We start from the raw sequence: 11,501 nt of genomic DNA, 5'->3' as shown, positions 1-11,501 counted from the left end.
CCCAGAGCAACCACGCAGCCCCTTACGATTTCATCTTGGCAAAAATACCTGCGGCGATTGGGCCAAGCGCTACTCCCTGTGGTAAGGGCTGCCCGCCAAAATCGACGCCGCGCGATACAACTGTTCGGCCAGCATCACCCGCACCAGCATATGCGGCCAGACCATCGCACCAAAGGACAGCGCAAAATCGGCACTGTTGCGAAAGCCGGGGGCCAGACCATCGGCCCCGCCAATGCAAAAAGCCACATCCTGCCGCCCCACATCGCGCCATTTCGCCAGTTGATCGGCAAATCCCGGACTGCTGAGCGTGCGGCCACGTTCATCCAACACCACGCTGACCGCACCCGACGGCACCGCGCGGGCAAGAAGGGTGGCTTCTGCCTCCATCCCACCGCCCTTGCGATCTTCGACTTCGCATTCGGCAAAAGGGCCAAGCCCCAAGGCCCGGCCCGTCCGGTTGAAGCGGGTTATATAATCATCAATCAAATCACGCTCCGGACCGGCACGCAGCCGCCCCACAGCGCACAGATGCACGCGCATCAATCTTCCTCGCGTACGCCTATGCCCATATGGCCACCCGGTTGCCACATTTTTTCAAGGTCATAAAACTCGCGCACTTCGGGGCGAAAGACGTGGATGATGACATCGCCCGTATCAATCAGCACCCAATCGCCGGTGTCTTTGCCTTCCATCTTGCAGACAAGACCAAATTCAAGCTTCATCCGGTCGGCAAGTTTTTCGGCGATGGACGCAACCTGACGCGCCGAGCGGCCCGAGGCGATAACCATGTAATCGGCCATGTCAGAGCGGCCCCGCAGATCAATCTCTACGATTTCTTCAGCCTTGTCATCCTCTAGCGAGGCGATGACGCGGGCCAAAAGCTCTTGCGGGGCGGGGTGGTTTTCAGCAGATGCCTGGGCCGTCATACGCGGTGCCCTAGGCCCAACCGGCAGGCCGGTTGCAGGATCAGAATGAGACAGGACATTGTCCTCCAGAATATCACGCGCCAGCCTTGAAATATCACGCCAACCCCCCCGGCGCTGGGTGTTGAAGACAGGATGCCACACAGAAATACCACATTCGATATAACCAAAGGTATCACTCTGCGGCGCAAACCTCAATCACAGCCAGCCAGCAGGCGCAAGCCATCAGCCCTGATCAACGTCAAGTTTCACCTCTCGGAGGGACGTTTTGAACAAGCCTTGGCCCACATCGGCGCAAAAGCCCGGTATGAAATGCCTTTTTTGGGCTGGCCGATGCAAGGCGATTCGGAAATCCTGTTCTGGATGGGGCGGGAACATGAACGGCCTTCGACGCCACGCGCCAAGGCGTTCCGGCAAAAAACCTGAAACGCCAATACCCTGCCGCGCCACGCGCTCTCGGGGTATATGTCTCACGTCTTTCGCGTACCGCTTTGGGGCCTGCCATCCGCGCCATACCATGCAAGCCACACAAGGCGGGGTCCCGAATTTGCCTCTACTCCTTTCCCGCCTCGTCCCACATGTAACAACAAAGAAGACTTGAAGCGGAGCATGGCATGTCAATTTTCAAACGCATTTTCCCCCGTCCTGTCAGTCGGCAGGAAATGGAGCGGGATTACCTGAACCAATCGGTAAGCCTGTATGATCTGGAACGCCGCGAGCGTGAGATTGCCCAAGGCAAGTTCGCACGATACTGACAATTTGCGCCAATCAACCCTGCCCTTGGTCAAACGCTGCGGCCTTGCCCATCTCTTGCGGGCTAGGGGCAAGCAGCTTTACCTCACGCTGCGGGAAAGGGATAGAGATGTTGTTTTCCTTGAAAATATCCCAAAGCGCCAGATAGACATTGCCCTTGATATTGGTCAGCCCATCGGTCGGATCCTTGATCCAGAAGCGCAGAATATAATCAACGGAACTATCGCCAAAGCCGATGATATGGCAAACCGAGGGGCGATCATTCAGCACGCGGGTCACCCGCCCGGCAGCTTCGACCGCCAGTTTGCGCACCAGATGCGGGTCATCATCGTAAGCGGTGCCAAAAAACAGATCAAGCCGAACAAAATCGTTTGAATGTGACCAGTTGACCACCTGGCCGGTAATCAGATCCTCATTCGGGATAAGGTATTCCTTGCCATCGCGCGTAACCACCGAAACATAGCGCGCGCCAAGCCGTTCTATCCAGCCAAACGTCTCACCAAGGCTGATGACATCGCCGGGCTTGATGGATTTATCCAGCAAGATGATGATGCCGGATACCAGATTTGACACCACCTTTTGCAAGCCAAAACCAAGGCCGACACCAATCGCCCCCGACAATACCGCAAGGCCGGTCAAATCAAACCCGACCGCCTTCAACCCGATAAAGATCGCCCCGCCAAACAAGAACAGTTGGACCGCCTTGATCGCCAAAACCTGCATCGAGGGGCTGATATCGGGGTTCTTCTTGATCCGCGTTGTCGCCGCGCGTGTCATCAGCCGCGCGCCTGCCACCAAAAGGCCGGTCACGATCAGCGCTTTGATGACCGTCAGCGCCGAAAGCCGGAAATTGCCAAAGGTAACGGCAAGGCTGTCCAGAAACGACAAAACCCCGGCATCAAAGCCCAGAATAAGGGCGACCACCCAAATCCCTGCCCCCAAAGTCACGATGCGCGAGATAAAGCGATTGCCGATCAAACGCCCCGCAAAGCTGACCGTCAGCAAGGCCAGGCCGATACTTGCCGCCACCTCGATCAACTGGCTGCGCGATGGCCAGGTGACCTGGCGCATGACCCAGAAAGTGATCCAACTGAACAGGGTGAACAGCATCAGCGTCAGATTACGGTCCAAAATCACGATCATGCGCAATTGCCATTTCGGCAGGCCTTCTTGCGCCCGCGCCCAGGCCGTCAACCGCCGTGATACAACCCCGCGCAGCAGCCACGTAGCCCCCAAAAGCGCGAGGATCCCGGCCAACTGGTACAATCGCCACGGCACCAGAAGCGAGCGGATAAAGGTTTCTGCCTGTGCAAGCAGCCCTTGGGTCGCGTTAAGGATTTCGGGGTTGATCTGGTCAATAGGGTCCATGCGCGGGCAATATCCATTCCTGATTTTTTCCTGAATCCTCACTTTAACGGCAGCCCTGCGGCATTACCAACCTTATTGCCCCGCCGCTTGGAAAAGCGTATGACAGCAGGCATGATACGGTTTTTTGACATTGATGATCGCGCGCGTTTGCCTTGGCGGTTTTTCGCCCAGTGCAGATCTGCGCTTGCGCGGCTTTGACCGCAGACAATGCCTGCCGCCCCCAAGGCACTGGCTTTGCGCGGCCCCGCCCCCCTATCCTTCCCGTTATATGAGAGATCAGAGCCATGAACGCTCAAACCCTGTACGATAAAATCTGGGACGCCCATGTCGTCCACCAAGCCGAAGACGGCACCTGCCTGCTGTATATTGACCGCCATCTGGTGCATGAAGTCACCAGCCCGCAGGCGTTTGAAGGCCTGCGCATGGCAGGCCGCACTGTGCGCGCGCCGGAAAAGACCATCGCCGTGCCTGACCATAACGTGCCCACCACGCTTGACCGCGCCAATGCCAAAACCATGACCGAAGACAGCCGTATTCAGGTCGAGGCGCTGGACAAGAACGCCAGGGAATTTGGCCTGCACTACTATCCGGTGTCAGATGTGCGCCAAGGTATCGTGCATATCGTTGGCCCCGAACAGGGCTGGACCTTGCCCGGCATGACCGTTGTCTGCGGTGACAGCCATACCGCCACCCACGGTGCCTTTGGGTCATTGGCCCACGGCATCGGCACGTCTGAGGTAGAGCATGTTCTGGCCACGCAAACGCTGATCCAGCGCAAGGGCAAGAACATGAAGGTGGAAATCACCGGCAGCTTGCGCCCCGGTGTGACCGCCAAAGATATTACCATGGCCGTGATCGGTGAAACCGGCACCGCTGGCGGCACTGGCTATGTGATTGAATATTGCGGTCAGGCCATTCGTGAGCTTTCGATGGAAGGCCGGATGACCGTGTGCAACATGGCAATCGAGGGCGGCGCGCGCGCGGGCCTGATTGCGCCGGACGAAAAAACCTTTGCCTATTGCATGGGCCGCCCGCATGCGCCGAAAGGGGCGGCATGGGAAGCAGCCCTGACTTATTGGAAAACGCTGTTTACCGATGAAGGCGCACATTTCGACAAGGTTATCACCCTAAAAGGCGAAGATATCGCGCCTTTGGTAACCTGGGGCACCTCGCCTGAAGATGTGTTGCCGATCACCGCAACCGTGCCTGCGGCCTCTGATTTCAAAGGCGGCAAGGTTGAGGCGGCGCAGCGCAGCCTGGACTATATGGGCCTGACACCGGGCATGAAGCTGACCGATATTCAGATTGATACGGTGTTCATCGGGTCCTGCACCAATGGCCGGATTGAAGATTTGCGCGCCGCTGCCGCCGTGCTGAAGGGCAAAAAGATCAAGGACGGGATGCGCGCGATGGTGGTTCCCGGCTCGGGTCTTGTGCGCGCGCAAGCCGAGGAAGAGGGCTTGGCCCAGATTTTCATCGACGCGGGCTTTGAATGGCGTCTGGCCGGCTGTTCGATGTGCTTGGCGATGAACCCCGACCAATTGGCGCCGGGCGAGCGTTGCGCCGCAACCTCCAACCGCAACTTTGAGGGGCGTCAGGGCCGCGGTGGCCGCACGCATCTGTTGTCGCCCGCAATGGCTGCCGCCGCGGCGGTGACAGGGCATTTGACCGATATTCGCACATTTGCGACCGAGAACGCGTAAGGGGCTGGGACAATGGAAAAATTCAACAAACTCACTGGGATTGCGGCCCCGATGCCATTGGTCAATATCGACACTGATATGATCATTCCCAAGCAATTCCTGAAAACCATCAAGCGGTCGGGCCTTGGCGCGAACCTGTTTGATGAAATGCGGTTCACGCAGGACGGGCAAGAAATCCCTGATTTCGTGCTGAACCAACCCGCTTACCGCAAGGCCGAGATCATCATCGCAGGCGAGAACTTTGGCTGCGGATCGTCGCGTGAACATGCGCCTTGGGCACTGCTGGATTTCGGCATCCGTTCGGTCATCGCGACCAGTTTTGCCGACATTTTCTACAACAACTGCTTCAAGAACGGCATCTTGCCGATTGTGATGCCTGAAGATGTGGTCAACATCCTGATGGAAGACGCCCGGCGCGGCGAAAACGCCCGTATCACGGTGGATCTGGAAAACCAGACCGTCACCGCCTCGGACGGACAAAGCTTTCCGTTTGAGGTGGACGCATTCAAAAAGCACTGCATGATGAACGGTTTGGACGATATCGGTCTGACAATGGAAAGAGCAGCCAACATCGACGCTTATGAGGCAAAGGCAGCCACCCTGCACCCTTGGGTCTAGGCCCGAGCCATACACAACATCTGGGGCTGCCCATCGGGCGGCCCTTTTTTTAGCCACAATTTGATGCAATCTAGCGACAGTTTTTCCGCTATTCCGCCACAAACTTTTGGTTTCCTCAATGCAATGGTTGCTAGGAAATCCGAAAGAAGGCACAATTTGGGCAAGATTAAGGCAGTCCGCCACAATTGGCGGGAAATATCGGGGATAAAGGTGCGGCGCCGTATCGTACCTGCCTCGCATGAAGGTAGAGCAGCAGTGCTTTCACGATTCGCAGGTGCGCTTATGCGTGCTTTCTTGGTTATGGTCCTTGTCGCCACGCCATCGGTCTTGTTGCCGGGCGTCACCGAGGATGGCAAGCAAATGGTGGCGCTTGTTGCCCTGTTTGCGGGCGTTTTGACCTTTGTGGAATATAATGCAACCTACCCCGGCCTGATCGAATTTCGGGATGCCCGCCCCTATAACCGGACACGCTATTTGATGCTGCTGTGCATCGTTTTCTTCTTGTCGGTCATGGCGCGTGGCCACGCCGACCCATCAACGCTTGCGCGCTTGTTTGAGGCGTTGGGCATCTTGATTGGCCAGGCATTGGACTTTCCCTATTCTCCCATTCGGCTTGTAACCCTTACCTTGGCCGAAAACAGCCCCCCCGCCCATGTGCTTGCTGTGCGCTCGGCTGCGGGCGTTGCCTATCTGACCTCAGTGATTGCCCTGGCCATCTTTGCGCTGACCCTGCGAATTTATGACTGGCCTTCCAAAAACGGCGCCTTCAACGTCTGGACCAACCTGCCCACTTTTGATCCAACCGTTGGCGGCGATGTGGTTGCCCGGCTTGAGCGGGACGCACGTTTCAACCTTGCCTTGGGGTTTTTGCTGCCGTTCTTGATACCCGCCATTGTCAAAATGGGCGGTATGGGGCTGGGCGCGATTGATTTGCGCTACCCGCCAACGCTGGTCTGGCTCATGGCGATTTGGGCCTTTTTGCCCGCATCCTTGTTCATGCGCGGCATCGCCATGACGCGGATCGCAGGCATGATCCGCAACAAACGCGTGCGCAATTCCGAACAAGCCATACCGGGGTATATTCCGGCGTGATCGCACGGCTGGCCCTTGCCGTTTTTTTGCTTCTGGCGCCTGCAAGCTATGCGCAGACCTCTGGAATGATACGGGTCGCCACCTATAACCCCGATTTAAGCCGCAAGGGGCCGGGGCTGTTGCTGCGTGACATCCTTTCAGACAAGGACACACAGATCGCGGCTGTGGCTACAGTGCTGGCCAAGCTGAATGCCGATGTGCTGGTGCTGACGGATTTTGATTTCGACTATGATCTTGTTGCCCTGTCTGCCCTTGCAGACCTGTTGGAAAAAGCAGGCGCGCCCTATCCGCACCGTTTTGCAAAGCGCCCCAATAGCGGCATGCCAACCGGACTTGATCTGGACGGCGATGGCCGGCTTGGCGGGGCGGGCGATGCGCAGGGCTTTGGCAATTATTCGGGTCAGGGCGGTTTGGCGGTGCTGTCGCGCCTGCCCATTGACACAGGCGGGTTTCGTGATTTCAGCGATTTCTTGTGGCAAGACCTGCCCGGAAACCTGATCGGCGACAGTATCGACGCTGATGTGAAGCCGATCCAACGCCTGTCAAGCACCGCGCATTGGGACCTGCCGATCATCCTGCCCGATACCACGCCGCTGCACTTGCTGATCTGGCACGCCACACCGCCCGTATTTGACGGGCCAGAAGATCGCAACGGCAGGCGAAACCATGACGAGGCCGCCTTTTGGCTGGCGCTGCTGGATGGCACTTTGCCAATGCCTGCCCCCCCTGCCCCGTTTATCCTGCTGGGTGACGCCAATCTTGACCCGGTTGATGGCGATGGCCGCAACGGTGCCATTACCGCGATTTTATCCGATCCGCGCCTGCAAGACCCCGCACCAAAAGGAACCCATACGCGCGCCGAGCCCGGCCAAAAGGGCGATCCCGCATTGGATACCGCGCTTTATGATTTTGGCGGGTTGCGCGTGGATTTCGTGCTTCCCTCGGCCAAGCTTCGCGTGATTGGTGCCGGCGTGTTTTGGCCGGACCCGTCAGACCCAAACGCCGAAACGCTGGCCCGTGCATCGCGCCACCGCCCGGTCTGGGTGGATATCGCACTGCCTTGAGCCCCCGCCCTGCCCCAGACCCCGCCCTGAAGCCGTTGTCTTGACCAAGGCGAGCCAAAGCGATACGCCAACCCCAATCCTTTTTTTCCTCAGAGTGCAGGAGCGTTCCTTGGCCAATCCTTCCCTTCTTATCCTCGCCGGTGACGGCATCGGCCCCGAAGTCATGACCGAGGTCAAGAAAATCATCGCCTGGTTTGGCACCAAACGCGGCGTCACCTTTGATGTGTCCGAAGATCTGGTCGGCGGCTGCGCCTATGACAAACACGGCACACCGCTGCATGATGACACAATGGCCCGCGCTTTGGCGGTGGACGCCGTTTTGCTGGGGGCCGTGGGCGGCCCGCAATACGACACCCTTGATTTCAGCCTGAAGCCAGAGCGGGGCCTGCTGCGCCTGCGCAAGGAAATGGACCTGTTTTCCAACCTGCGCCCTGCACAGTGCTTTGATGCGCTGGCCGATTTTTCCAGCCTGAAAAAAGAAATCGTCGCCGGTCTGGACATCATGATCGTGCGCGAACTGACCTCGGGCGTCTATTTCGGCGAACCGCGCGGCATTTTCCCCGACAATGAAGGCGGGCGCGTTGGCATCAACACCCAGCGTTATACGACGGATGAAATCCGCCGCGTGGCGCGGTCGGCCTTTGAGCTGGCCAAGCGCAGGGGCAACAAGGTCTGCTCGATGGAAAAGGCCAATGTGATGGAATCCGGCATCTTGTGGCGCGAAGAGGTGCAATGGGTGCATGACAACGAATACCCCGAGGTAGAACTGTCGCATATGTACGCTGATAATGGCGCGATGCAGCTTGTGCGCTGGCCAAAACAGTTTGACGTGATCGTCACTGACAACCTGTTCGGTGACCTGCTGTCCGATTGCGCCGCAATGCTGACCGGCTCGCTTGGTATGCTGCCCTCGGCCAGCCTTGGGGCGCCGCAGGCAAACGGCCGCCCAAAGGCCATGTATGAACCGGTTCACGGCTCTGCGCCCGACATTGCGGGTACCGGCAAGGCGAACCCGATTGCCTGCATCCTGTCCTTTGCGATGGCGCTGCGCTATTCCTTTGATATGGGGGGTGAGGCGACACGGGTTGAAAAGGCTGTGGAAAAGGTGCTGGCCGATGGTGCCCGCACCGCCGATCTGATGGGCAAGGACGGCGGCACCCCAATCAGCACCACCCAGATGGGTGATGCGATACTGGCGGCACTCGACGCGTCGCTTTGATAATCGCGGCATGTGTTGACAGCGGTTTGTACGCTTTCTGATCTGGGACGCGTGCAAACCCAGGACGGGTGGCAGTAGGGGGCGGTTACGCCTTTACGCCACCCGCGCCTTGCGCCCGAACCAGACAGCCAGCGCCACGGCCGAAGCGAACGCAAACATCACGGGGGTCACGACCTCGCCCAACAACAGCGCAGAAAACCCCAGCGTTACAAAGGTTTGCAACAGTTGCACTTGCCCCACGCGCGCTATGCCACCCATTGCCATTCCCGCATTCCAAAAGAAAAACCCGGCAAACATTGACCCAAAGGCCAGATAGGCCAGCGCCAACAGCGCGGCCTCGGGTGGTCTGGGCATCCCGACTTGCAGCGTCAGCCAACTGCCCAGCCCCGTCAGCGGCAAGCATAGCACCAGCGCCCAGGCAATCACCTCCCAGCCCGGCAGCTTGCGCGACAGCTTGCCCGAAACCACATAGCCAAACGCCGACACGACAGCCGCACAGCCCAGCCAGACATGGCCTATCCCCGGCACAAACCCGCCGCCGCGCAGGGTAAAGGCCAGCACCAGCAGCGCCCCCACCACCGCCCAGACCCAAAACGCCAAGCCCGGCCTTTCGCCCCCGACCAGCGCCGCGAATACAGCCGTCAGAAGGGGTAACACCCCCAACACAATGCCCCCATGCGCTGCTGGAACTGTCTGCATTGCCACATTTGCAAAGCCCGGAAACCCAAAGACAAGCGTTGCCCCGATCAGGGCCAGAGCCCGCAAATCCTTGCGCGGAAAGCGTTTGCGCGCAACCAGCAACACCGCAGCCGCAGCAATCCCGGCCAGAAACGCACGCGCAAAAGTAATAAAGGCAGGATCAAACCCCGTCAGCGCCACCCGCGTCACCGGCAATGTCGCGCCAAAAATGACAACGCCGATAAAACCGGACAAAAGGCCAAGAAATGGCTTGGCAGGCAGATAGGGCAACGTCACGGGTTCCATAGTATCGCCTTGGTGCTCTTGCATGGGGGCAGCCAATCTGGCACCACAGGCAAGGAAGAGGTTGCTCAGGCCGCAAATAGCTGCGATGCCGTCTGGCGAGCTTGCGCATTAGCGCTAACAGGCGCAATAGCAGAGACAGCCAAATCGTATCGAGAGTGAAGATGCCGATTATCACACCCAACGTGCGCGGCGCAATCATGGCGCTTATCGCCTTTGCGATCTATTCTACCCATGATGTGTTTGTAAAGTTTCTGGGCGCGCAATACTCGCCCATCCAGATCATCTTTTTCTCGGTCATTTTCAGCTTTCCCTTGGTGGCGATGATGTTGATCGGTGACCGCAATGACGGAAATCTGCGGCCACGTCACCTGTGGTGGACAATGCTGCGCACGGTTTCGGCGCTGATTACCGGAGTTTCGGCATTTTATGCCTTTTCGGTGCTGCCGCTTGCCCAAACCTATGCCATCTTGTTTGCGGCCCCGTTGCTGATCACCTTGCTTGCCATTCCGATCCTTGGCGAAAAAGTCGGTATTCGCCGCGGCCTTGCCATTATTGTCGGCCTTGCCGGTGTCATGATCGTGCTGCGCCCTACCGGGGCCGAGCTTGGCCTCGGCCATGCTGCCGCGTTGATGGCGGCGGTATGCTCATCGCTTGCCTCGGTCATTGTTCGCAAGATCGGGCATGACGAACGCTCGGTTGTGTTGCTGCTGTTTCCGATGCTGGCCAATTTCCTGGTTCTTGGGGCGGCTTTGCCCTTTGTCTACAAACCCATGCCGATAGAGCATTTGGGCATGGTCGCCATCATCGCAGCCTTTGGTCTGGTTGCCAGCCTGTTCATCATCAGCGCCTACAGATCCGCCGAGGCGGTGATCGTTGCGCCGATGCAATATAGTCAGATGATTTGGGCCGCGATTTTTGGCTTTCTGATTTTCAACGAAACACCTGACAGCCTGACACTGATCGGCGCAAGCGTCATCATGGCCAGCGGGCTTTACATCGTATTGCGTGAAAGCGGCGGCAAGGTCTCCAAAAACAGCCCAGTTCTGGAATCACACACCCGCCACGAAACCGGCACCCTGCCCCGTATCAGTTTGATGCTAAGGCGCGAGAAAGATACGAAATAAGCCTTGGACTTTTTTCGGATAAGGCGGTTTTGTCCTCTTGCAAATCCAAAGCGATGGGTTTACTTCCCCGCCTATCGGCCGGAGCGTAGCGCAGCCTGGTAGCGCACCTGCTTCGGGAGCAGGGGGTCGGAGGTTCGAATCCTCTCGCTCCGACCAATTTCCCGAATGTTTACAGGCAGTTACAGCAGGCAGCGCAAGTCGTGCGACTGCTGCTTGGGGCTGCCATAGCGGCTTTAGCATGAGGGCGCAGTGAATCAACTATTCAGCAAAACGCCCGCATGAGGTGCAGGGCATTACTTGGTGTAACGCGACGCAAACTGGGGGCCAAAGGGGGTATATCCGGGGCTAAGGCGTCGTTACCTGTCGTGAGCTGACATCATCTGTCTTTTGCCAACGAAATAAGGGAATTAAGTGGATTGTCTTAATGGCCTGATGGATAGACGAGACATTTTTGCTCCGAACCGATTTACCAATAAAAAGGGGCCAATAATTTCCGGATGTCAGATTTGGCCGGCTGACCCGACAGATAAACTCTCGCCCTGAATGTGCGTTTAACCCAGCAATACAAGGCGATTATCGCCGTTTCGGCATCTTTGATCGTTGCGCTCGGCAGGCGCTAGGAATGAACTGCGGCGAAGCTTTTCTGATCTACT

General features: G+C 57.9%; 11 protein-coding genes and 1 tRNA gene. 8 read left to right on the top strand and 4 right to left on the bottom strand.

Annotation, left to right across the window (positions count from 1 at the left end):
* Window positions 1-69: 69 nt before the first annotated feature.
* Complete coding sequence (gene rlmH, locus VDP61_RS04215; protein ID WP_323005702.1) at window positions 70-540, bottom strand: 23S rRNA (pseudouridine(1915)-N(3))-methyltransferase RlmH; 471 nt, start codon at window positions 538-540, stop codon at window positions 70-72.
* Window positions 540-926 carry a ribosome silencing factor gene (gene rsfS / locus VDP61_RS04210; protein ID WP_323005701.1) on the bottom strand — a complete coding sequence of 129 codons (387 nt, stop codon included), beginning with the start codon at window positions 924-926 and terminating at the stop codon, window positions 540-542. The genes rlmH and rsfS overlap by 1 nt, the downstream gene beginning before the upstream one ends.
* 611 nt (window positions 927-1,537) lie before the next feature.
* On the opposite strand from rsfS, the gene VDP61_RS04205 reads away from it, so the two are divergent.
* The gene (locus VDP61_RS04205; protein WP_323005700.1) at window positions 1,538-1,678 is read left to right on the top strand and encodes a hypothetical protein; all 141 of its coding nucleotides are present in this window, start codon (window positions 1,538-1,540) and stop codon (window positions 1,676-1,678) included.
* A 13-nt stretch (window positions 1,679-1,691) separates the two neighbouring features.
* Here VDP61_RS04205 and VDP61_RS04200 read toward each other — a convergent pair whose 3' ends face one another.
* On the bottom strand, window positions 1,692-3,044 hold the full coding sequence (locus tag VDP61_RS04200) for a mechanosensitive ion channel family protein (protein WP_323005699.1): 1,353 nt from the start codon (window positions 3,042-3,044) through the stop codon (window positions 1,692-1,694).
* Between the two features lie 284 nt (window positions 3,045-3,328).
* Here VDP61_RS04200 and leuC point away from each other — a divergent pair, with 284 nt between their 5' ends.
* The 5 genes from leuC (at window position 3,329) to leuB (ending at window position 8,740) form a co-directional block, all read left to right on the top strand.
* Window positions 3,329-4,747, top strand: a complete 1,419-nt coding sequence (leuC, locus tag VDP61_RS04195; protein ID WP_323005698.1) for a 3-isopropylmalate dehydratase large subunit — start codon at window positions 3,329-3,331, stop codon at window positions 4,745-4,747.
* Window positions 4,748-4,759: 12 nt separating this feature from the next.
* Entirely contained in the window at window positions 4,760-5,365 is a 606-nt protein-coding gene (gene leuD / locus VDP61_RS04190; protein ID WP_323005697.1) for a 3-isopropylmalate dehydratase small subunit, read from the top strand.
* Between the two features lie 282 nt (window positions 5,366-5,647).
* A complete protein-coding gene (locus VDP61_RS04185) occupies window positions 5,648-6,457 on the top strand; it encodes a hypothetical protein (RefSeq protein ID WP_323005696.1) in 810 nt (269 codons plus the stop codon).
* A gap of 65 nt (window positions 6,458-6,522) precedes the next feature.
* Window positions 6,523-7,521: an endonuclease/exonuclease/phosphatase family protein gene (locus tag VDP61_RS04180; protein ID WP_323005695.1), complete on the top strand. Its 999-nt coding sequence runs from the start codon at window positions 6,523-6,525 to the stop codon at window positions 7,519-7,521.
* Window positions 7,522-7,630: 109 nt separating this feature from the next.
* Window positions 7,631-8,740 carry a 3-isopropylmalate dehydrogenase gene (gene leuB, locus VDP61_RS04175; protein ID WP_323005694.1) on the top strand — a complete coding sequence of 370 codons (1,110 nt, stop codon included), beginning with the start codon at window positions 7,631-7,633 and terminating at the stop codon, window positions 8,738-8,740.
* 93 nt (window positions 8,741-8,833) lie between these two features.
* Here leuB and VDP61_RS04170 read toward each other — a convergent pair whose 3' ends face one another.
* Complete coding sequence (locus VDP61_RS04170; protein WP_323005693.1) at window positions 8,834-9,724, bottom strand: DMT family transporter; 891 nt, start codon at window positions 9,722-9,724, stop codon at window positions 8,834-8,836.
* Window positions 9,725-9,885: 161 nt separating this feature from the next.
* Between VDP61_RS04170 and VDP61_RS04165 the strand changes: the two genes are divergently transcribed.
* Complete coding sequence (locus VDP61_RS04165; RefSeq protein WP_323005692.1) at window positions 9,886-10,848, top strand: DMT family transporter; 963 nt, start codon at window positions 9,886-9,888, stop codon at window positions 10,846-10,848.
* A gap of 79 nt (window positions 10,849-10,927) precedes the next feature.
* A tRNA-Pro gene (locus VDP61_RS04160) sits at window positions 10,928-11,004 on the top strand.
* Window positions 11,005-11,501: the final 497 nt, after the last annotated feature.

The sequence above is a fragment of the Pseudorhodobacter sp. genome (genome assembly GCF_034675685.1).
Taxonomy (GTDB): Bacteria; Pseudomonadota; Alphaproteobacteria; order Rhodobacterales; family Rhodobacteraceae; genus Pseudorhodobacter.
The sequence above is the reverse complement of the archived record's forward strand: the minus strand, read 5'-3'. Positions and strand labels throughout refer to the sequence as shown.

What these genes read in the sequence shown, in the direction of transcription:
- rlmH (WP_323005702.1), bottom strand. Translation starts at nt 540, where the DNA reads ATGCGCGTGCATCTGTGCGCTGTGGGGCGGCTGCGTGCCGGTCCGGAG.
- VDP61_RS04170 (WP_323005693.1), bottom strand. Translation starts at nt 9,724, where the DNA reads ATGGAACCCGTGACGTTGCCCTATCTGCCTGCCAAGCCATTTCTTGGC.
- VDP61_RS04165 (WP_323005692.1), top strand. Translation starts at nt 9,886, where the DNA reads ATGCCGATTATCACACCCAACGTGCGCGGCGCAATCATGGCGCTTATC.
- VDP61_RS04200 (WP_323005699.1), bottom strand. Translation starts at nt 3,044, where the DNA reads ATGGACCCTATTGACCAGATCAACCCCGAAATCCTTAACGCGACCCAA.
- leuD (WP_323005697.1), top strand. Translation starts at nt 4,760, where the DNA reads ATGGAAAAATTCAACAAACTCACTGGGATTGCGGCCCCGATGCCATTG.
- VDP61_RS04205 (WP_323005700.1), top strand. Translation starts at nt 1,538, where the DNA reads ATGTCAATTTTCAAACGCATTTTCCCCCGTCCTGTCAGTCGGCAGGAA.
- VDP61_RS04185 (WP_323005696.1), top strand. Translation starts at nt 5,648, where the DNA reads ATGCGTGCTTTCTTGGTTATGGTCCTTGTCGCCACGCCATCGGTCTTG.
- leuC (WP_323005698.1), top strand. Translation starts at nt 3,329, where the DNA reads ATGAACGCTCAAACCCTGTACGATAAAATCTGGGACGCCCATGTCGTC.
- rsfS (WP_323005701.1), bottom strand. Translation starts at nt 926, where the DNA reads ATGACGGCCCAGGCATCTGCTGAAAACCACCCCGCCCCGCAAGAGCTT.
- VDP61_RS04180 (WP_323005695.1), top strand. Translation starts at nt 6,523, where the DNA reads ATGATACGGGTCGCCACCTATAACCCCGATTTAAGCCGCAAGGGGCCG.